The sequence below is a fragment of the Streptomyces sp. JLSY215 genome (genome assembly GCF_059682825.1).
This window is the reverse complement of the sequence record NZ_CM185022.1, coordinates 4,866,226-4,886,843: the sequence shown is the minus strand read 5'-3', so window position 1 is coordinate 4,886,843 and position 20,618 is coordinate 4,866,226. Positions and strand designations below refer to the sequence as shown.

The 20,618-nt window shown below is 70.1% G+C and carries 20 protein-coding genes; 6 read left to right on the top strand and 14 right to left on the bottom strand.

Features of this window, described 5'->3' with window-relative positions:
- Positions 1-9: 9 nt before the first annotated feature.
- Complete coding sequence (locus AC5677_RS21930; RefSeq protein WP_497189627.1) at positions 10-1,857, bottom strand: phosphatidylglycerol lysyltransferase domain-containing protein; 1,848 nt, start codon at positions 1,855-1,857, stop codon at positions 10-12.
- 141 nt (positions 1,858-1,998) lie between these two features.
- On the opposite strand from AC5677_RS21930, the gene AC5677_RS21925 reads away from it, so the two are divergent.
- A complete protein-coding gene (locus AC5677_RS21925; protein ID WP_497189626.1) occupies positions 1,999-3,114 on the top strand; it encodes an alpha/beta hydrolase in 1,116 nt (371 codons plus the stop codon).
- A gap of 184 nt (positions 3,115-3,298) precedes the next feature.
- Here the strand turns inward: AC5677_RS21925 and folE are convergent, their stop codons facing one another.
- From folE to dacB, 6 genes are all read right to left on the bottom strand, one after another.
- Positions 3,299-3,904, bottom strand: a complete 606-nt coding sequence (gene folE, locus AC5677_RS21920; RefSeq protein ID WP_497189625.1) for a GTP cyclohydrolase I FolE — start codon at positions 3,902-3,904, stop codon at positions 3,299-3,301.
- Positions 3,905-4,038: 134 nt separating this feature from the next.
- Positions 4,039-6,051 carry an ATP-dependent zinc metalloprotease FtsH gene (gene ftsH, locus AC5677_RS21915; protein ID WP_497189624.1) on the bottom strand — a complete coding sequence of 671 codons (2,013 nt, stop codon included), beginning with the start codon at positions 6,049-6,051 and terminating at the stop codon, positions 4,039-4,041.
- A 292-nt stretch (positions 6,052-6,343) separates the two neighbouring features.
- Complete coding sequence (gene hpt, locus AC5677_RS21910) at positions 6,344-6,883, bottom strand: hypoxanthine phosphoribosyltransferase (protein WP_362703440.1); 540 nt, start codon at positions 6,881-6,883, stop codon at positions 6,344-6,346.
- A gap of 58 nt (positions 6,884-6,941) precedes the next feature.
- A complete protein-coding gene (gene tilS / locus AC5677_RS21905) occupies positions 6,942-7,949 on the bottom strand; it encodes a tRNA lysidine(34) synthetase TilS (RefSeq protein WP_497189623.1) in 1,008 nt (335 codons plus the stop codon).
- Between the two features lie 213 nt (positions 7,950-8,162).
- Positions 8,163-9,320, bottom strand: coding sequence for a zinc-dependent metalloprotease (locus AC5677_RS21900; protein WP_497189622.1), 1,158 nt, complete (start codon positions 9,318-9,320; stop codon positions 8,163-8,165).
- Positions 9,321-9,828: 508 nt separating this feature from the next.
- The gene (dacB, locus tag AC5677_RS21895) at positions 9,829-11,409 is read right to left on the bottom strand and encodes a D-alanyl-D-alanine carboxypeptidase/D-alanyl-D-alanine endopeptidase (protein ID WP_497189621.1); all 1,581 of its coding nucleotides are present in this window, start codon (positions 11,407-11,409) and stop codon (positions 9,829-9,831) included.
- Positions 11,410-11,495: 86 nt separating this feature from the next.
- On the opposite strand from dacB, the gene AC5677_RS21890 reads away from it, so the two are divergent.
- The gene (locus AC5677_RS21890; RefSeq protein ID WP_053922704.1) at positions 11,496-11,990 is read left to right on the top strand and encodes an inorganic diphosphatase; all 495 of its coding nucleotides are present in this window, start codon (positions 11,496-11,498) and stop codon (positions 11,988-11,990) included.
- A gap of 172 nt (positions 11,991-12,162) precedes the next feature.
- On the opposite strand, the gene AC5677_RS21885 is transcribed toward AC5677_RS21890, so the two are convergent.
- Both AC5677_RS21885 and AC5677_RS21880 read right to left on the bottom strand, forming a co-directional pair.
- Positions 12,163-13,884: a threonine/serine exporter family protein gene (locus AC5677_RS21885; protein WP_497189620.1), complete on the bottom strand. Its 1,722-nt coding sequence runs from the start codon at positions 13,882-13,884 to the stop codon at positions 12,163-12,165.
- A gap of 178 nt (positions 13,885-14,062) precedes the next feature.
- Positions 14,063-14,791 (bottom strand): DedA family protein, encoded by a 729-nt coding sequence (locus AC5677_RS21880; protein ID WP_497189619.1) that lies wholly within the window; start codon positions 14,789-14,791, stop codon positions 14,063-14,065.
- Between the two features lie 207 nt (positions 14,792-14,998).
- Here AC5677_RS21880 and AC5677_RS21875 point away from each other — a divergent pair, with 207 nt between their 5' ends.
- On the top strand, positions 14,999-15,367 hold the full coding sequence (locus AC5677_RS21875; protein ID WP_497189618.1) for a YbjQ family protein: 369 nt from the start codon (positions 14,999-15,001) through the stop codon (positions 15,365-15,367).
- 16 nt (positions 15,368-15,383) lie between these two features.
- On the opposite strand, the gene AC5677_RS21870 is transcribed toward AC5677_RS21875, so the two are convergent.
- The gene (locus tag AC5677_RS21870; RefSeq protein WP_497189617.1) at positions 15,384-16,142 is read right to left on the bottom strand and encodes a MerR family transcriptional regulator; all 759 of its coding nucleotides are present in this window, start codon (positions 16,140-16,142) and stop codon (positions 15,384-15,386) included.
- A 131-nt stretch (positions 16,143-16,273) separates the two neighbouring features.
- On the opposite strand from AC5677_RS21870, the gene leuE reads away from it, so the two are divergent.
- On the top strand, positions 16,274-16,939 hold the full coding sequence (gene leuE, locus AC5677_RS21865) for a leucine efflux protein LeuE (protein WP_497189616.1): 666 nt from the start codon (positions 16,274-16,276) through the stop codon (positions 16,937-16,939).
- 37 nt (positions 16,940-16,976) lie between these two features.
- Here leuE and AC5677_RS21860 read toward each other — a convergent pair whose 3' ends face one another.
- From AC5677_RS21860 to AC5677_RS21845, 4 genes are all read right to left on the bottom strand, one after another.
- Positions 16,977-17,690, bottom strand: coding sequence for a helix-turn-helix transcriptional regulator (locus AC5677_RS21860; protein WP_497189615.1), 714 nt, complete (start codon positions 17,688-17,690; stop codon positions 16,977-16,979).
- 16 nt (positions 17,691-17,706) lie between these two features.
- The gene (locus tag AC5677_RS21855) at positions 17,707-18,639 is read right to left on the bottom strand and encodes an alpha/beta hydrolase (RefSeq protein WP_497189614.1); all 933 of its coding nucleotides are present in this window, start codon (positions 18,637-18,639) and stop codon (positions 17,707-17,709) included.
- A gap of 60 nt (positions 18,640-18,699) precedes the next feature.
- Entirely contained in the window at positions 18,700-19,029 is a 330-nt protein-coding gene (locus AC5677_RS21850) for a hypothetical protein (RefSeq protein WP_497189613.1), read from the bottom strand.
- Between the two features lie 81 nt (positions 19,030-19,110).
- Entirely contained in the window at positions 19,111-19,317 is a 207-nt protein-coding gene (locus tag AC5677_RS21845; RefSeq protein ID WP_497189612.1) for a hypothetical protein, read from the bottom strand.
- A gap of 117 nt (positions 19,318-19,434) precedes the next feature.
- On the opposite strand from AC5677_RS21845, the gene AC5677_RS21840 reads away from it, so the two are divergent.
- Both AC5677_RS21840 and AC5677_RS21835 read left to right on the top strand, forming a co-directional pair.
- Positions 19,435-20,289 carry a helix-turn-helix domain-containing protein gene (locus AC5677_RS21840; protein ID WP_497189611.1) on the top strand — a complete coding sequence of 285 codons (855 nt, stop codon included), beginning with the start codon at positions 19,435-19,437 and terminating at the stop codon, positions 20,287-20,289.
- A complete protein-coding gene (locus AC5677_RS21835) occupies positions 20,267-20,566 on the top strand; it encodes a DUF397 domain-containing protein (RefSeq protein WP_497189610.1) in 300 nt (99 codons plus the stop codon). Before AC5677_RS21840 ends, AC5677_RS21835 begins: the two co-directional genes overlap by 23 nt.
- Positions 20,567-20,618: the final 52 nt, after the last annotated feature.

The window sequence follows — 20,618 nt, the reverse complement described above, 5'->3', positions numbered from 1 at the left end:
CGCCGCCTTTTACGCGGCGGTCTCGACCGCCCCCTGCGCCTGCACCCGCTCCGCTTCGTGGGCGCACGGCCGCGGCTCGGCCGCCTTCGTCCGCCGCAGTACGCGCGGCAGACCCAGCTCCAGATAGCCCTCGGCCTGCAGCGCCGCCAGGCCGATCCGGGGGATGTCGCGGCTGTTGCGGAAGACCACGAAGCGGGGCTCCCAGCGCGGCTGGAACTTGTCGTTGAACTTGTAGAGCGACTCGATCTGGTACCAGCGCGACAGGAAGATCAGCATGCCGCGCCAGACACGGATGACGGGTCCGGCGCCGAGCTTCTCGCCGCGCTCCAGGGAGGAGCGGAAGACCGCGAAGTTCAGCGACACCTGCTTGATCTTCAGGTCGGGTGCGGCCTGCAGCGCGGCGACGATCAGCAGCTCGTTCATGCCGGGGTCGGCGCTGCGGTCGCGGCGCATCAGCTCCAGGGAGATGCCGCTGTCGCCCCACGGGACGTAGTGCTGCATGGCCTTGAGGTCGCCGTACGGGCCGGGCTCCTCGCCCTCGGCGGGGGCCAGGTGGGCGGTGGCGATCACGGCGTCGCCGTCGGTCTCCGCGTCGATCCGGCCGAGCGCCATGGAGAAGCCGCGCTCGGTGTCGGTGTCGCGCCAGGCGTCGGCGGCGGCCTGGACACGGGCCAGCTCCTCGGGCTCCAGGTCGCGCACCCGCCGCACCCGGGTCTCGTAGCCGTTGCGCTCGATGCGCTTGACCATCTGGCGGACGTTGCGCATCGCGCGGCCGCTGAGGGTGAAGTCGGCCACGTCCACGATCGCCTCGTCGCCGAGCTCGAGGGCGTCCATGCCGGTCTCGCGGGTCCATACCTGGCCGCCGGTCTCGCTGCAGCCGGTGACCGCGGGCGTCCAGGAGTGCGCCCGCGCCTCCTCCATGAAGCGCTCGATGGCGCCGGGCCAGGCCTCGACGTCGCCGATCGGGTCGCCGCTGGCGAGCATCACGCCGGAGATCACCCGGTAGCAGACCGCGGCCTTGCCGGTCGGGGAGAAGACGGCGCCCTTGTCGCGGCGCAGCGCGAAGTAGCCGAGCGAGTCGCGGGCGCCGTGCTTGGCGAGCAGCGCGCGCAGCCGCTGTTCGTCGTCCTCGGTGAGGCGGGCGACGGGGTGCTCGGGGCGGAAGGCGAGGTAGGCGGTGGTGGCGACGGTCAGCAGGCCGAGGGCGCCGAGGGAGTAGCCGACGGTGTAGTCGACGCCGTGGGTGTAGGCGACGGGACCCTCGAAGCCGAACAGGCCCCACAGGACGTGCTGGGTGCGCTCCCAGAAGGACGGCGAGCCGATGGTCTTGTGGGGGTGGGAGCTGACGATCACCATGCCGATGGCGAAGCTGGCCCCACCGAGGACGACGAAGTTGGCGACGGCCTTCCAGCGGCTGCGGGGGTCGGGCAGGGCCGCGAACTCCTTGCGGTGCCACACCAGGAACACCAGCAGCACGAGCGAGAGCACCGCTCCGAAAACGGAGTGGCGATATACGAGCTGAGCGGCGATCCCCACCGGAAGCAGCGCCACGGCCGCCACCCAGGCCCGCCGCTTACGCCGTTTGAGCCCGTGCGCCAGCAGGAGCAGCAGGATGCCCACGACGATGGACGCGGCGGCCGCCAGCGGGCTCACCGCACCGGGCAGCACCTCGGCCATTGCGTGCATCTTGCTGTGCCGGAACCGCGGAAAGACACCGGCCGCGAGGTTCAGCAGACCGACGACCACGCCGGCCGTACCGACGAAGCCGGGGACCTTTTCGGGCCGCGGGCCTCGGAGCCAGCGTGGCGTGCGCCACGCAACCGTCTCCGACTTTTCGCCATCTAGCCTGTCAGACATCACTTTCCCGTCGCCCCGGTCGAGAGAACGTGCGAGCCTAGTCGCAGCATCTGGACTTTTTGCGCCCTGTATGACGGCGTTTCAGGGCTCGGGGTTCCACCAGCGGCCCGGCTGGACCGGCCGCCCGGCAGAAAGCACCTCATGGGCCTCACCAGCAAGAAAGTGCTGCTGCTTGCCGTCCTCGTCGCGGTAGCACTCTTCGTCCTCACGATCTGGCTCTGGCCTCGCCTGTCCAAGGGGAACTGGCGTGCCGTCCTCGGCCGGATAGGTCTACTGCTGGCCACCCAGATATCCCTCTTCGCCACCATTGGCCTCGTAGCCAACAATTCATTCGGTTTCTATGCCTCTTGGGCCGACCTCTTCGGCCAGGAACAGCAGCCGGGCGTGGTCACGAATTACGAGACCGGACCGAACGGCACCAAGCTGCAGATGCTCGGAACCCAGCGGATCAGCATCGCCGGCGGCTCCCGGCCCACGAAGGGCGGCCGGGTCGACAAGGTCGTGGTCCGCGGTGAGCGGTCCAAGATCGGCAGCCCAGCATATGTGTATCTGCCGCCGCAGTATTTCCAGAAGAAGTACGCGAAAAAGAAGTTTCCGGCAGCGGTCGTGCTCACCGGCTACCCGGGAACCGCCGAGGCGCTGTTCAAAAAGCTGGATTTCCCCCAGACCGAGCACGACCTGCTCATGCAGCACAAAATGCCGCCGACCATCCTGGTGATGATGCGGCCGACCGTCGCCCCGCCCCGTGACACCGAATGCGTGGACGTCCCCGGCGGCCCGCAGACCGAGACGTTCTTCACCCAGGATCTGCGCGCCAATATCGCCGAGCACTACCGCGTCGGCACCAAGGCCAAGAACTGGGGCGTCATCGGCGACTCCACCGGCGGCTACTGCGCCCTGAAGATGACCATGCGCCACCCCGAGGCGTTCTCCACCGCCGTCGCCCTCTCCGGCGCGTACAAGGCCCCGCTGGACGCCACGACCGGCGACCTCTTCGGCGGCGACCCCCAGCTGGCCCGCGAGAACAACCTCCTGTGGCGCCAGCGCCACCGCCCCGCACCGCCGGTGAACCTGCTGGTCACCACCAGCAAGCAGGGCGAGAGCAACTACCGCCAGACCCTGCGCTTCATCCAGCAGACGAAGACGCCCACCCGCATCTCGTCGATCATCCTCGACAGCGGCGGCCACAACTTCAACACCTGGCGCCGCGAAATACCCGCCGCCCTGGAGTGGCTGGGCGGCCATCTGACCGCCTGACGGACGCCCCGAACGCACACACCCGGACGCACCGGCGCCCGGACGAACCGGCCCGGACAAGCGAACGGCCGGGCGACAGCCCGCCACCCGGCCCTACACCCCACGCCACGTGATCAGGCCATGACGAGCCGGTAAGCGCCCATACCGCCTTGCGCGTCAATACCAGCCATCGCGCCCATACCGACTATCGCGCCAATATCAGGCTCATCGCCTCGGCCCGGGTCGAGGCGTCACGCAGCTGGCCGCGCACCGCCGAGGTGGTCGTCTTGGCCCCGGGCTTGCGGATGCCCCGCACCGACATGCACATGTGCTCGGCCTCGACCACCACTATCGCGCCGCGCGCTTCGAGGATCCGCATCAGCGAGTCCGCGATCTGCGTCGTGAGGCGCTCCTGCACCTGCGGCCGGCGGGCATAGACGTCGACCAGACGGGCGAGCTTGGACAGACCGGTGATCTTGCCGTTCTCCGCCGGGACGTACCCGACGTGCGCCACGCCGTGGAAGGGCAGGAGATGGTGCTCGCACAGGCTCACGATCTCGATGTCCTTGACCAGGACCAGCTCGTCGTGACCGAGGTCGAAGGTGGTGGTCAGCACGTCCTCGGGGGTCTGCCACAGCCCCGCCAGGATCTCCTTGTACGCCCGCGCCACCCGCGCCGGGGTCTCCAGCAGCCCCTCGCGGTCCGGGTCCTCCCCGACCGCGATGAGCAGCTCGCGCACGGCGTTCTCGGCACGCTTCTCGTCGAAGATGCCGATCTTGCCGTCGCTGTCCAGCGTCACGGGGTCCGTCATTCTGGTGCCTCAGTCTCTCTGCGCCCACTCCGGCGCCCGCTCGAAACGCGGAATGCCGCGCCCCCCAGGCTAGAACCTGTGGGGCGCGGCATCCATTCCGGGTCCGGTACGGACTTCCCGTACCGGGCGCCGGATCAGCTCTCCGGGCTGGTGTCCTCGGGGGCGTCCGCCTTCTCGATGGAGACGGTGGCGCTGTTGGGCACCGAGCCGTTGGCCGGGGCGAGCTCCTTGGGGGAGAGCACCGGCGGGCGGCTGGAGGGCGTACGACGCGAGGAGCCGGTCCACGCCGGGCGGGCCGGCCGCTTGACGACGTGCTTGAAGACCTCGGCGATCTCCTCCTTGCCGAGCGTCTCCTTCTCCAGGAGCGTCAGCACGAGGTTGTCGAGGATGTCGCGGTTCTCGACGAGGATCTCCCACGCTTCGTTGTGGGCGGTCTCGATGAGCTTCTTGACCTCCTCGTCGACCAGCGCGGCGACCTCTTCGGAGTAGTCGCGCTGGTGACCCATCTCACGGCCCAGGAACGGCTCGGAGTTGTCCGTGCCGAACTTGATCGCGCCGAGCCGCTCGGTCATGCCGTACTGCGTGACCATCGCGCGGGCCGTGGCGGTGGCCTTCTCGATGTCGTTCGCGGCGCCGGTGGTCGGGTCGTGGAAGACCAGCTCCTCCGCCGCGCGCCCGCCCAGCATGTACGCCAGCTGGTCGAGCATTTCGTTGCGGGTGGTGGAGTACTTGTCCTCGTCGGGCAGGACCATGGTGTAGCCCAGGGCCCGGCCGCGGGACAGGATCGTGATCTTGTGGACCGGGTCGGAGTTCGGGGAAGCCGCCGCGACCAGGGCGTGTCCGCCCTCGTGGTACGCGGTGATCTTCTTCTCCTTCTCGGACATGATCCGGGTCCGCTTCTGCGGTCCGGCCACGACGCGGTCGATCGCCTCGTCCAGGAAGTGGTTGTTGATCAGCTTGCTGTCGCTACGAGCGGTGAGCAGCGCCGCTTCGTTGAGGACGTTCGACAGATCGGCACCGGTGAAGCCGGGGGTGCGCTTGGCGACGGCCGAGAGGTCGACGTCCGGCGCGACCGGCTTGCCCTTCTGGTGGACCTTGAGGATCTCCAGGCGGCCCTGCATGTCCGGACGGTCGACGGCGATCTGCCGGTCGAAACGGCCGGGGCGCAGCAGCGCCGGGTCGAGGATGTCGGGCCGGTTCGTGGCGGCGATCAGGATGACGCCGCCCTTCACGTCGAAGCCGTCCATCTCGACGAGCAGCTGGTTGAGGGTCTGCTCGCGCTCGTCGTGACCACCGCCGAGGCCCGCACCGCGGTGCCGGCCGACGGCGTCGATCTCGTCGACGAAGACGATCGCCGGGGCGTTCGCCTTGGCCTGCTCGAAGAGGTCACGGACCCGGGAGGCACCGACACCGACGAACATCTCGACGAAGTCGGAACCGGAGATCGAGTAGAACGGGACCCCCGCCTCACCGGCGACGGCACGCGCGAGGAGCGTCTTGCCGGTGCCGGGCGGGCCGTACAGCAGCACGCCCTTGGGGATCTTGGCGCCGACGGCCTGGAACTTCGCCGGCTCCTGGAGGAATTCCTTGATCTCGTGGAGTTCCTCGACCGCCTCGTCCGCACCCGCGACGTCCGTGAAGGTCGTCTTGGGCGTGTCCTTGGTGATCAGCTTCGCCTTCGACTTCCCGAAGTTCATCACCCGGGAGCCGCCGCCCTGCATCTGGTTCATCAGGAACAGGAAGACGACCACGATGAGGACGAAGGGGAGCAGCGAGAGCAGCACACCGACGAAGGGGTTCTGCTTCGACGGCGAGACGGTGTACCCGTCCTTGATGTCGCCGGTCTGGTACTTGGCCTGAAGGTTCTTGGCCAGGTCGACGCCCTGGTCGCCGATGTAGCTCGCCTGGAGCTTGTTGGAGCCGTCGATCTTGTTGGAGCCCGACAGCTCGATCTTGATCTTGTTCTCGTCACCGGTCGTCAGCTCGGCGGACTTCACCTTGTTGTCAGCGATCGCCTTGACGACCTGACCGGTGTCCACCGTCTTGTAGCCGCCGGACGAGCCGACGACCTGCATCAACACGACCACGGCGAGGACGGCCAGCACGATCCACATGACCGGCCCACGGAAGTATCGCTTCACGTCCATCCATACGGAGCCGCTTGAGGCCCCGTCCCTCCTGCCACAGTGAGGCACAACGCCCTTGGGAGGGCTGGTCGTGCGTACGGTGTATTACTGGCCCGAAAAAAGAACTGCCTTCGGACGGTACCCCAGCATTGTCGCCCGAGGCTGCCGCCCACGGTGAACAATGCGGCCCGGGATTCCGTTCTCCCTGCTCCAACGCCGGGGAACCGCGAAGGGTTCCCGACGGGTGTCAGAGGCCGGTCCCGGCCCGCCCCGGCCACCACGGCCGGGGCCCGGCAACGACGCCGACTCGTGTTCAGCCGCCGTAGACGTGTGGCGCGAGGGTACCGACGAACGGGAGGTTGCGGTACTTCTCCGCGAAATCCAGGCCGTAGCCGACGACGAATTCGTTGGGAATGTCGAAGCCGATCCACTTCACGTCGATGGCGACCTTCGCCGCGTCCGGCTTGCGCAGGAGCGTGCAGACCTCGAGGGAGGCCGGTTCGCGGGAGCCGAGGTTCGACAGCAGCCACGACAGCGTCAGGCCGGAGTCGATGATGTCCTCGACGATCAGGACGTGCTTGCCCTTGATGTCGGTGTCGAGGTCCTTGAGGATGCGGACCACACCGGAGGACTGGGTGCCCGCGCCGTAGGAGGACACGGCCATCCAGTCCATCGTGACGGGGGTGGACAGCGCGCGCGCCAGATCCGCCATCACCATCACCGCGCCCTTGAGGACACCGACGATGAGCAGGTCCTTGCCCGCGTACTCCGCGTCGATCTTCGCGGCCAGCTCGGCCAGCTTCGCGTCGATCTCTTCTTTGGTGATGAGTACCGACTGAAGGTCGGTGCCCATGTCCTTGTCGTCCACCCGTGCCACTCTCGCTCGGTTCGGTGTTCCTGACCTGGCCGGCTCAGCCCTGCCGAATCACCAGTCTGCCACCCTGCCGGCGGACACCGACCCGCCCGGGGAGGTTGATGGCCCCCTGGCCCCGCCAGGCGGTGATCAGCCGGTCCACTTCTTCGATGTGGCGGGCGAAGAGCGACCCGGCGGGCGAACCGGCCGCGATGACGGCCCGGCGCAGCACCCGGCGGCGTACCGCGGAGGGCAGCGCGAAGAGCGCCGCGACGTCCAGCGCGCCGGCGTCGTCGAACACCGCGGCCTCGGCGTCGGCGGCCCAGGCGTCCAGGGCGTCGGCGTCGTCCCGGGAGAGCTGGGCGGTACGGGCGAGCGCCTCGACGACGCCCTTGCCGAGCGCCTTCTCCAGCGCGGGCAGCCCTTCGTGACGCAGTCGTGAGCGGGTGTACGCGGGGTCGGTGTTGTGGGGGTCGTCCCAGACGGGCAGCGACTGCATCAGACAGGCTTTGCGGGCGGTCTGGCGGTCGACGTCGAGGAACGGGCGGCGGTAGCGGCCGTCCGTTCCGCTGGTCGCGGCCATCCCGGACAGCGAACGGGTCCCGGAGCCGCGGGCGAGGCCGAGCAGCACCGTTTCCGCCTGGTCGTCGCGGGTGTGGCCAAGGAGGACCGCGGCGGCGCCGTGGCGTTCCGCGGCGGCGTCGAGGGCGGCGTAACGGGCATCGCGGGCGGCGGCCTCCGGGCCTCCCTCTCTGCCCACCTGGACGGTGACGGTCTCCACGGGATCGAGCCGCAGGCCCCGCAACCGGAGGGCGACCTCGGCGGCGCGGAGGTCGGAGCCTTCCTGCAGGCCGTGATCGACGGTGACGCCGCCGGCCCGTACGCCCAGTTTGGGGGCTTCGAAGGCCAGGGCGGAGGCGAGCGCCATGGAGTCGGCGCCGCCGGAACAGGCGACGAGCACGAGCGGGGAGTCGTGCCGGCCCTGCGCGAGGTGGTGGTTGAGTACGTCGTGGAGTACGCGGCGGACCGCCAGGCGTATCGCGGCGACCGCTGGATGGGGACCCATGTCCGTTTCCAATCGTTCAGCTGGGAGCCTCGGGCGCGGACAGCGGCGTCGTGTTGTTGGTCACGCCGTCGCCATCACACAGAGTGCCTAGATGGTGACAGAGGCGGGAGGTTCCCCGAGCATTGCACGCCTATCCATGGACCACGGTCCCTCAGACGGGTGATTGAAGGGGCGCTCTTCTGCCGCGCGGCGCGCCCGTCGGGTACGGCTCGCTTACGGCGCTCCGTCCGCCTTGCGGTGCACCCGCGCGATCCAGTCCGCCGGTTTGGCGATCTCCTGCTTGGTGGGGAGGGTGTTGGGGGACGTCCACACACGGTTGAAACCGCCCATGCCGACCTCCTCGACGACGGCCCGCACAAAACGCTCACCGTCGCGGTACTGACGCAGCTTGGCGTCCAGCCCGAGCAGTTTACGCAGCGCCTGGTCGAGCCGGCCCGCGCCGCTGGCCCGGCGCTTCTGGAACTTCTCGCGGATCTCCGCGACGGATGGCACGACCTCGGGTCCCACGCCGTCCATCACGAAGTCGGCGTGGCCCTCCAGCAGGGACATCACGGCGGTGAGGCGGCCGAGGATCTCGCGCTGCGCCGGTGTCTGGACCACGTCGACCAGGGAGTGGCTGCCGTCGTCGCCCTCCTCGCCCTCGGGCTTGGCGCCGGCCAGCGACTGGGCGGCCTCGCGCAGCCGCTCCAGGAGGGTGCCCGGGTCGATGTCGGTCTCACCGAGGAATGACTGGATCTCGCCCTCGATGTGGTCGCGCAGCCAGGGCACCGCCGTGAACTGCGTGCGGTGGGTCTCCTCGTGGAGGCAGACCCACAGGCGGAAGTCGTGCGGGTCCACTTCGAGCTCGCGCTCCACGTGGACGATGTTGGGCGCCACGAGAAGGAGCCGGCCGCCCTGCGCCGAGGCGGGCAGATCCCGGGAGGCGGGGGCGAAGGTCTCGAACTGGCCAAGGACGCGGGAGGCCAGGAACGACAGCAGCATGCCGAGTTCCACGCCGGTCACCTTGCCGCCGACGGCACCGAGGACGCCGCCGCCGGGGACCGTGGCGCGGCGGTCCGCCATCTTGGCCAGGAGGGGCTTGAGGACGGCGCGGAAGCCCGCGACGTTCGCCTTGATCCAGCCGGGCCGGTCCACGACCAGGACCGGCGTGTCGTGCGGCGCGTCGAGGGGCGCGCCGTCGGCCGCGCCCGGCTGTGCCAGGCCGGTGAATTCCCGGACGTGCAGTTCGGAGGACTTGGCGTGCCTTCGTAGTTCGGCGACGATCGCCCGCGCCTCGTCGCGGCTCACCTCGGGGCCGGGGCGCACGAGGCGGGTCGCGGTTGCCACCGCGAGGTTCCAGTCGACCATCTCGGTTCCACCGATGCTCGTCATGGGTTCACCGTACGGGGGCGCTTCGCTTGAAGGTAGCCGATTCGCTGCGCTTTGCCTGGGCCGACGTGTTCGGCTTGCCCGCCGTGGGGGTTTGCCGCCGTTGCGCCTGCGGCCCGTTCGCTGCGCTTTGCCTGGGCCGTACGTTGCCGTCTGCGGCGCCGCGGTGTCTTCTCACCGTTGCGCCTGCGGCGGGCGGGGTGGTTTGTCGGCCGCGGTGCCGGCCCTCCGGACTCCGTCCTGCGGTCCGTCCCCTCCCGACGGTGGGAGGTGACGAGGCCGGTGGGGGCGAGCGTCCCACTCCCACTGCGCGCGCGTACGGGCTTACGGCCACCCCCACCAGTCTTCCCCCCACAACGGGGAGGCGCCGGGCTGTAGCGGCGGAGCCGTGTAAGCCCGGTGCCGCTGCCGACCAGCCCCGCGCAGCGGCAACCAGCCCGCCGCAGGCGCACCCGGAGAAACCCCTACGGCGAGACGGCCAAAAACGTGGGGCCCAAGCACAGCGCAGCGGCTAGCGACACCCGCAATTCGCCACCGTCGTCGCGAGCCTGTCGAGCGCCGTCTGCGCGCCCTGGGGGCTCGTCGTGCCGTTGGTCATGAATGCGAAGACCAGGAGGCGGCCGTCGGCGTCCACGACCGTGCCCGCGAGGGTGTTCACGCCGGTCAGGGTGCCGGTTTTGGCGCGTACGGCGCCGGCTCCCGGGGTCTGGGCGTAGCGGCCGCTGAGGGTGCCGGTGAAGGCGGCCACGGGGAGGCCGGTGACCACGGGACGCAGGGCCGGCTTGTCGGGTGCGGAGGCGGCCAGGAGGAGGTGGGAGAGGAGGGCGGCGGAGACCTTGTCGTCGCGGTTGAGGCCGCTGCCGTCCTTGAAGGCGGCTCCGGAGAGCGGGAAGTGCCGGGCGGCGAGCGCCTGGTGGACGGCCTTTCCGGCGCCCTCGAAGCTGGCGGGTTGCCCGGAGGCGAGGGCGGTCTGGCGGGCCAGGGCCTCGGCGATGTCGTTGTCGCTGAAGGTGAGCATCCGCTCGACGAGGGCGGAGAGGGGCAGGGAGTGGACGGCGGCGATCCGGTCGGCCTTCTTGGCGGCCCTGGCCCGCTTCGGGGTGCCGGCGACGGTGATGCCGCGGTCGTGGAGGAGGTGGGCGAAGGTCCGGGCCGCGGCGGCCGCGGGGTCGCCGGCGCGGGGCGCGGTGCCGTGGTCGCTGGTGTCCAGCCGGGCCTCGTCGGCCATGAGGGGGCTGACGGGGGCGAGGTTCTCGTTGGGGCCGATGGGGTGCAGGACCGGGCCCGAGTAGGCCGAGGTGTCGTAGCCGAGCGTGATCTTCGTGGCCTTGCGCTGCTTGAGGGCGCGAGCGGTGTCGTCGGCCAGGGCCCGCAGGCTCGCAGGGTGGTCGCCGGGGCCGCGCCGCGGTGCGCGGGCGGTGAGGGTGGGGTCGCCGCCGCCGACGAGGACGATGCGGTGGGCGCCGTCGGCGACGACCGTGGTGTCGATGCGGTGGTCGGGGCCCAGCAGGGAGAGCGCGGCCACGGCGGTGGCGAGCTTGACGGTGGAGGCGGGGGTGGCGGGCGCGCCCTGTTTGGCGCCGAAGACCTCGCGGCCGGTGGCGACGTCCACGACGGAGGCGCTGCGCAGGCGGCCGAGCTCGGGGGCCTTGAGGAGCGGTGCGAGGGCGTCGGCCAGGCCGGCGTCGGTGGGGACGGGCGCGGCGCCGCGGCCGGTGGGCACCGGGCCGCCCAGCGCGGGCAGTACGGGCGGCGCGTGCGGCACGGGCCGCCCGGCCTCGTGGCGGTGGCCGCGGCCCGCGCCGTCCATGGCGGCGGCCGCGAGGCTCCGCTCGGCCGTACGCTGGCCGGATTCCCAGGGACCGGCCACCGCGATGGCGCCGCCCGCGACCGCGAGACCGGTCACGGCGGAAACGGCGGTCAGCTGCCAGGTCCGTTTCCGCTGCGGCGGGGTCCGCCGCCACCACTGGCGCGCGAAGAACCATTCATCGGCCACGAACTCGGCGGCACCCCGGCCCGCACCGGTCACCGCCCGCACCGCGGACCGGCCCCTGCCGACCCACTTGACCTGCCACGACCTGGTCTCCGGCACCTCGGACCAGCCCCTTTCGCGATCACACACCAGCGTGAGGGACACTTAATCACCAGAAGTATGTGCTGATCATGGAGGAGCCACCCGTGGAGTTCGACGTCTGCATCGAGATCCCGAAGGGTTCGCGGAACAAGTACGAGGTGGACCACGAGACCGGTCGCATCCGACTGGACCGCCACCTGTTCACCTCGACCGTCTACCCGGCCGACTACGGCTTCGTCGAGGGCACGCTGGGCGAGGACGGCGACCCGCTGGACGCGCTCGTGCTGCTCGACGAGCCGACTTTCCCGGGCGTCCTGGTGAAGTGCCGCGCCATCGGTATGTTCCGGATGACGGACGAGGCCGGCGGCGACGACAAGCTGCTGTGCGTCCCCGCGTCCGACCCGCGCGTGGAGCACCTGCGCGACATCCACCACGTCTCGGAGTTCGACCGCCTGGAGATCCAGCACTTCTTCGAGGTCTACAAGGACCTGGAGCCCGGTAAGTCCGTCGAGGGCGCCGACTGGGTCGGCCGCGCCGACGCCGAGGCCGAGATCGAGGCCTCGTACAAGCGCCTGGAGGCGCAGGGCGGGGCTCACTGAGCCAGTCGCGCCGGGGTGGTCGACGGCGGCTCTCCGGGCCGCCGTGCGCCCGCCTGCGTGCTCTGATTTTCGGACGCGAGGGTCGTACGGAAATCACACGAACGGGCGGCACCCACAGGAGTGGGTGCCGCCCGTTCGCGCGTGCCGGGTCCTGTTGCGCGCGTGCCGGTTCCTAGAAGCCGCGGGTGCGCTTGGCCGCGCGGCGGCCGCCGGCCTCCTCCAGGCCGAGGGCCGGCGCCCGCAGGAACAGCCGGGCCACCTCGCTTCCGAGGTTCACGCCGACGGCGATGGCCAGCGCCAGCGAGGCCGCCTTGATGAGCGAGGAGAAGCCGTCGATCAGATGGCCCTGGGCGAAGTTCAGCAGGCCGAAGTAGGTGGCGCTACCGGGCAGCAGCGGGCCGATGGCCGCGGTGACGTACGGCAGCGCGGACGCGTAGCGGTAGCGGGACAGCAGCTGGCCGAAGAGGCCGACGAGACCGGCGGCGATGGCGGTGGACGGCACTTCGTTGAAGTCGGCGGTGACCGCGAGGGCGCCGTAGACGATCCAGGCGACGCCGCCGTTTATCGTCGCGAAGGCCACGGTGTGACGTTCCTGCTGGAGCAGCACGCAGAACGCCAGCGCCAGCAGCATGGACGCCATGATCTGCACCAGCGGCTGGTTGTAGAGCTTGAAGGACTGCTCGGGGTTGAGGTGCTTGAGGGCGGGGTTCAGCTGAAGCCCGACGTAGAGCACGGAGAGCACGCCGACGACGATGCCGACGACCAGGTAGCCGACTTCCAGGAGGCGGGCGGCGGCGGTGATGTAGTAGCCGGTCAGGCCGTCCTGGACGCCGGCGACCAGCGCCCGCCCCGGGATCAGCGCGAAGAGCCCACCGGTGATCACCGCGGAGGCCTGGACGTTGGAGTGCGCCAGTCCGAAGGCCAGGCCCACCGCGGCGGGCGGCATCGCCGCGACCACGAACTGGTAGAACTCCGGCAGCCCCCGCCCGGACGCCAGCCACGCCAGCCGGTCGCCCAGCATCGAGCCCACCGCGGCCGCGAAGAACACCAGCGCCCCGCCGCCGACCAGCATCGAGGCGGCACCGGACAGCAGCCCGGAGGACAGCGTCAGCGCCCAGCTCGGGTACGGGTGGCGGTTACGGCGGATCTCGGCGAGGCCGCGGTAGGCCTCTTCGAGGGTGAGGCCTTCGGAGGTGATCTCGTCGACGAGCCGGAAGACGGCCGAAAGCCGGTTGTAGTCGACGCCGCGGCGCCGCACCGTCCGGCTGGCCGTGAGCGGGTCCTCCACCAGCGACGGCTGGTACGAGATCGACAGCAGCGTGAAGGTGACGGTCGGCTCGACCCGCTCCAGCCCGTAGGCGTGCGCGACGCCGAACATCGCCGCCTCGACGTCCTCGGCTCCCTCGCCACCGGCCAGCAGGATCTCGCCGATACGCAAGGTCAGGTCGAGCACACGGGGAATGGCCGGACCGGTCTCCTCTTCGGGGCGTTCCGGCCGCTCGGGCACCGGCCGCTCGTGGACCGGCATCCGCAGCATCGTGCGCATCCGGTCCTGCCAAGGGGCTTCCTTGGTGAGGCGGATGGTCGGTATGCCGTGCGGCGGGGTGAAGGCGCTCATGGCCGTGGCGCCTACGGGGACCGGGGTCTGGCCGGTGGTGCTGCCGGGCGGCGCGAACGCCGATCCCTCCTGCTCGGGCGGCGTCTCCGGACGCAGCCCCGTCGGCACGGCGAACTCGGAGGTGGGGTGCTCGTCCTCCGGGAGGGGCGGATACGGCACGCCCAGCGGAGGCGTGAAGGCGCTGTGCGCCTCGTCCGAGTGCGGTTTGCGGTCCTCGAGACCGCCCTCCCCCGGGCCGTTGCCGTTGCTGGTGCCACGCTGTGGGTCCGACGCCACTCTGCTCGCTCCTCGTACGCCTCCTACCTACCGTCAGGGACACAATGCCTGATGCCCTGCGCCGTCAGCACACGGGTGGGTCGGTGTCGGTCAGCGGTGGGGGGGAGAGCGGCGCGGGGAGGGGCGCGGGGAGGGGTGCGGGGACGGACGGCCGGGCCGGCGTCCCCGTACGGCGGCGTCAGCGCTTGGCGTGCCGGCCCCGGCGCCCCTCGGCGCCGCCGCCCTGCGGCCGGTCGGCGGCCTGGTGGAGGGCCTGGCCGTACTCGCCCGCCGCGGCCGTATCCTTCTTGGCCTTGCCGCGGGCGCGGAGGTACTCGATGGCGATCGGCACGACGGAGACCAGCACGATCGCGATCAGGATCGCCTCGATGTTCTTGTGCACGAACGCGATGTTGCCGAGCAGCGCGCCGAGCACCGTCACGCCCACGCCCCACAGCGCACCGCCGATGAGGTTGAAGGTGATGAAGGAGCGGTAGTTCATCCGGCTCACACCGGCGATGATCGGCGTGAAGGTCCGCACGATCGGCACGAAGCGGGCCAGGATCAGCGACTTCGGCCCGTACTTCTCGAAGAACTCGTGCGCTTTCTCAACATTTTCTTGCTTGAAGAGCCGCGAATCCGGGCGCTTGAAGAGCGACGGCCCGACCTTGCGGCCGAAGAGATAGCCCACCTGGTCACCGAGGCACGCGGCGAGGAAGATCAGCCCGCACACCAGCCACAGCGGCCGGTCCAGCTTGTTCGCCGTGACCAGCAGACCGGTGGTGAACAGCAGGGCGTCGCCCGGCAGGAAGAAGCCGATCAGCAGGCCGGACTCCGCGAAGACGATGACCAGGACGCCGATCAGACCGAACGTCCCGATCAGATAGTCCGGGTCCAGCCATTGGGGGCCGAGCGCGAGAGTATTCACGGGGTGAAGGCTCCAGGGTCGAGGGCGCCGGATCGTGCGGTGCGACACGGGGTGCAACGGGGATGCAGGCGCAGTGTGCGGCCCAAAGCTATCAACGCCGGGTGACCGGACATGGTTCCAGTCGCGCGCTCCCCGGGCCCGCCCGCTGGCAGCACCCCCGGCACCGGGTGATCCTGGCCACTAAGAGGCGCAAGGAGGTGCACCCCTATGGGCATCGACGAGTACGGCGGTGGACAGCAGTCCGCGTCCGACGTCCTGGTGGTCACGACGAACGACGTTCCGGGGTTTCACGTGGAACGCGTCATCGGCGAGGTCTTCGGCCTGACGGTGCGCTCCCGGCACCTGGGCAGCCAGATCGGCGCCGGCCTGAAGTCGATGATCGGCGGCGAGCTGCGGGGCCTGACCAAAACCCTCGTCGAGACCCGCAACCAGGCGATGGACCGCCTGATCGAGCAGGCCCGCTCGCGCGGCGCGAATGCGGTGCTGATGTTCCGCTTCGATGTCACGGAGGCCGCGGACGTGGGCACGGAGGTCTGCGCCTACGGAACGGCAGTGGTGCTCGCCCCGCTGAGCTGACCCCCGCACCCGCCCCTCATGCGTGCCGGACGCCGTTGGCGAACATCGCGTCCCGCATATAGACGGCAAGCCCCGGCCGGATCGCCTCATACGTGGCCGTGAACCGCTCATCGGCCACGTACATGTCACCCAGCCCCGTGTGCATCTCATGGCTGCATTCGTAGTACGCCCCGGAAATGAATTGCCGGTGCGCCTCCGCCACATCCATCGCGGCCTCGGAATCCGCCGCCACCCCCTGCGCGAGCAGATCGGCCATCTTCCGGTGCAGGGCGTCGAATTCCGCCGTCAGCCGCTTCCAGTCGTCCTTCGTGTACGAGGCCGTCCGCCGCTGCGACTCCTTGTACGCATCGGTGCCGCCCCACCGCTCCTTCACTTCCTCCGCATGGTCGTCCGGGTCGAAGTCCCCGAACACCTCGAACTTCTCCTCCGGTGTCAGCCGTACCTTCATCCTGCGTGCCTCCATCGCGTGTTCGACGGCGGCGGCCATTTCCTGGAGTCTGCCGATCCGGTCGCTCAGCAGGTCGTGCTGGCGCCGCAGATGTTCCTGCGGGTCCGCGTCCGGATCGTCCAGGAGGACCGCGACCTCATCGAGCGGAAAGCCGAGCTCCCGGTAGAACAGAATCTGCTGCAGCCGGTCGAGATCGTCCTCGCCGTAGCGGCGGTGCCCCGCGTGATTCCGCTCACTGGGCACCAGCAGTCCGATCTCGTCGTAGTGGTGCAGGGTCCGCACCGTGATACCGGCGAACTCCGCCACCTGCCCCACCGAATAGCTCACTTCCGCACCCTTTCCCTTACAGGCCGTGTTCCGTACGCGCTCCACGATGTGACCTCACGCCGCGTGAGGTGCAAGTCCGCATGCTGAAAAACCGGTGAGGTGACGTCTCGGAGGGTGAGATCCTGCCGCACATGCTGGGGATAACGGATCTGTCCACCTATCTGGTGGGCCTCGCGCTGATCATTCTTCTTCCGGGCCCGAATTCGCTGTACGTCGTCTCCGTGGCGGCCCGGCGCGGCCCGCGCATCGCCTACCGCGCCGCGCTCGGCGTGCTGTGCGGCGACACGGTCCTGATGACCCTGTCGGCCGGCGGGGTGGCCTCGCTCCTCCAGACCACGCCGATCCTCTTCACCATCGTGAAATTCGCCGGCGCGGGATATCTGACCTGGCTGGCCGTCGGGATGCTGCGCGGCGCCTGGGCCCTGTGGCGCGGCCGCGAGGCCCGCCGGGCGGAGCGCGCCGGGAAGCCCGCCGAGCCCAAGGAGACGATCGAGCGCCCGTACCGCCGGGCCTTCGTGGTCAGCCTCCTCAACCCCAAGGCGATCCTCTTCTTCATCTCCTTCTTCGTGCAGTTCGTGGACCCGTCGTACGCGCACCCGGTCCTGTCGTTCCTCACGCTCGGCGCCTGGGCCCAGCTCTTCAGCTTCACGTACCTCTCGATCCTGATCTTCAGCGGTACGTTCCTGGCGGCCACCTTCCGCCGCCGCCGCAAGCTGACGGCCGGGCTCTCCGCGGGCGCCGGGGCCGCCTTCCTCGGCTTCGCCGCGAAGCTGTCGCTGGCCAGCGCCAGTAGCTAGTAGCCAGTAGCCAGGAACGGCCCCCGGGCCCTCGCCGTCAGGATGTGAGGGAAGCCAGCGCAGCGGGCGGCACCGCACCGGCCGCGGCCGAGCCGAGCAGCAGTCCGGCCAGGTCATGGGGGTGCGCCCGCTCTCCGGTGGGCGCCGCCGCGGCGATCCGGTCCAGCCGGAAGCCCCGCCCGGCCCGCCGGGTGCGGCACCACGCGATGAGGTACCACCGGCCGTCGGCGGTGAGCAGCCCGGCCGGTTCCACCACGCGCTCGCTCTCGCGTCCGGCCGCGTCGACGTACGACAGCCGCAGCGCCACGTTGTCGGTGAGGGCCGCTTCCACCGCGGCGCGGACCGCGGAGTCGGTCCGCGTCGGCAGCGCGACGATCCGTGCGGCCAGTTCCCGGGCCGCCGCCGAGGCGGCACCCGTCATCGAGGCCACGATCTTCTGGTACGCCGTGCGGGCCGCACCGGTGTACGGGGCGGCGGCGTCGGCCGCGGCCAGTGTGGCGGTCAGCGCCCAGGCCTCCTCGGCGGTGAAGTGGACCGGCGGCAGCGTCATCGCCGGATCCACCGACCAGCCGCCGCCCCGCCCGGTTGTGGTGCGCACCGGGACACCGGACGCCATCAGCGCCTGGAGGTCACGCTGCACCGTGCGCGTACTGACCTCGAACCGCGCGGCGAGCACCGCGACGGTCAGCGGCCGCGGCGCCGCCGCACGCAACTCTTCGACCAGCGCATAGAGCCGGGCAGTGCGGTTCATGACGCCGACGCTACCGTCACGCCGCGGCCAGGAATTCCTGCTCCCGCCGCAGCTCACGTTCGCTGATGGTCAGCGGGAAGAGCGTGAAACCGTGCATCGCACCGGCGACGACCCCGAGCCGCACGTCCGCACCCGCCGCCCGCCACCGCTGGGCCAGGAACAACGAATCGTCCAGCAGCGGATCCTCGGTGCCGACGGCCATCCGGGCGGGCGGCAGCCCCGTCAGGTCGGCGAAGAGCGGCGAGACCTCCGGGTCCCGGCGCAGCTCCGCCCCCATCCCCGGCGTGAACATCTCATAGCTGCCCCGCAGCGAATCGGTGTTGCTCAGCAGCCGCCGGGCGCCGAACGACCGCTGGCTCGGCGTCATCGACAGGTCGTACGGGCCGAAGAGCAGATGCGCCGCCCGGAACGCGCCCGTGATGCCGTGCCGGTCGCGAAGGCGCAGCAGCGTCACGACACTCAGATGCGCGCCGGCCGATTCCCCGCCGATCAGCAGCCGTTGGGTGCCGAACTCGGCCGCGGCGTGATCCACCAGCCACCGGGCGGCCGCCTCGCAGTCGTCGGGTCCGGCGGGGAACGGATGCTCCGGCGCCAGCCGGTACTCCACGCTCACCACCGCCAGCCGCGCCTGTACGGCCAGCCGCCACAGCTTCTCGTCCTGCCCGCCCGCGGAGCCGAACACCCAGCCGCCCCCGTGGATGTGCAGATACACGCCGTCGACGCGCTCCGGCACGAACGCCCGGACCCGCACCCCGCCCGCGATGACGCGGTCCTGCCCCTGCGGCAGTCGCACCGGCGGCGCCTGGCCCCCGAGCCGGTTGCGCCGCAGCAGCGCCAGCGTGGCCGGGTCCGGCGCTTCCCCACGGGCCGGACGGCTCGCGGCGGCGGCCTCGAATTGCTCGTTGAATGCCAGGGTCTCGGCGAGGCAGTCCTCATCGGTGATCTTCATGCCGTCGACGGTCGCAGCCACCCGCGACAGCCCCCTGTCACCCTTTCCCGGTGAGCTGCGTCACAGCCGCCCGCCGCCGCCGGACGACCACCTGTTGAGCCGCCGGACGTTCTCCGCCAGCTCCTCCCGCTTCGCGTGATGCGCCCGCAGCTCCCGCCATTCGTCGTCGCTGAGCACGTACGGCCGTACGAGACGGCTGTCCGCGCTGCACATCACGAGCAGCGCGGGCGGCACCCGGCGCACGAAGACGAGACGACGCCGCCCCGACGGCGGCACCTCCACTTGCCAACGGGTCCCGGTGGTGGGCCCGTTGAGCGCCCGATGCTGTCCTCGGCCGGGAATTAACCAACACAGCAGCGTCTCGAACAGCATCCGGCTAAGGTCGGTCACGCCGTCTTCTCCTGACTAGTTGATGGCCATGCCCCCGGGCCGGTTGCGTCGGTCGCGGGGGTCTTCGCGTACGTACTTCTCTTACTTCTCGGCGGCTTTACGAAGCGCCTCGGCCAATTTGCGGGCGGTGGCCGCATTGCAATTCCCGAGGGCGACGAGCGGGACGCCGTAGCTGCCGGCGAGGCTCGGCAGGTCGATACCGAGCGACGGCAGGGTGATGCCGTTCGCCCGGAGCGCGGCGAGGAGCTGCTCAGCACTCTGATGGACGTCCTCATGAGGGTCGGACATGCACCGTACGCCTTCCTGTGCACAAAGTGACGAATCCCTTACAGCGTGCGGCCAACGCACGTAGCGTGGAAGGCAATTGGGTTGCGCACGGCAATCCAGCTAGTTGGGTGGTGAACTATGCCTCCTCGCAAGGATCCCGACGCATCAGCGAGTGTTCCCTGCTTCTACGGCGCCGAGTTGCGCTATCTGAGGGAAACCGCGGGGCTCACGCTCGAACAATTGGTGGACGGCAGCTTCCGCGGGCTCTCGTTTCTCAGCCAGATCGAGCGGGGCGAGCGGCGGATGCCGGTGGATCTGGCCGTTCACGTCGACAAGAAGCTCAAGACGAACGGGTTCTTCGAGCGCCGTTGTGAAGATGCGGCGAAGGCGCGCCAGTCCGGCATTGCGGAGTACTTCGCAGATGTCGCGGAGATGGAGCAGCACGCTGCGACGATTGAGGACTGGGCTCCCGCGCTCATCCCCGGACTGCTGCAAACCGACCCCTACGCCCGGAAGGTCGTGAAGACCGGAAAACCGTGGCTAAAGCCCGCGAAAGTCGAGCAGCTTGTGCACGCGAGGGTCGCGCGTGCGGAGCTCTGGAAGCACGAGATCCGCCCCATGTACTGGGGCATCCTGTCTGAGGCAATGATCCGCACCCCCCTGCTGCGGCCCGAGAAGATGGCCGAGCAGCTGGAGCACATCGTCGAAATAATCCAATCGACGCAGAGCGTTTTGCAGATCCTTCCGGTCACAGCCGCCACGGCCCCACTCATGATGGGCTTCATGAAGGTCGTAACCTTCCCCGACGCCGCGCCGCTGGTGTACACCGAGAACGTTCACAGTGGGCAAGTCATCGACTATCCACCACTCGTGACTGAGTATCGAAGGTCGTACGATCTGCTCAGGGCCGCCGCTCTTCCACCAGAGGCGTCCCTGGCCATGATCGAGGAAGCGGCAAGGGGCTACAGAGATGAAGCAGCGCAAGGGGATTGACCTCAGCTCCGCAACTTGGCGCAAGAGCAGCTACAGCAACGCCGACGGCGGCGACTGCATCGAGGTGGCCGAGGGCTTCCTCGGCGCCGCCACCTGGCGCAAGAGCAGCTACAGCAACCCCGACGGCGCCAACTGCCTGGAGGTCCGCGACGACCTCCCCGGCCTCGTTCCCGTCCGGGACAGCAAGGACCCGCACGGCCCGGCGCTCATGTTCCCGGCCGTCAGCTGGTCGTCGTTCGTCACCGCCGTCAAGGACGCCGAACTGCCGGGCGCCTGACGCCCATCGGGCGCACCCGACCCGACAAGAGGCCCCCGTGGGACATCACGGG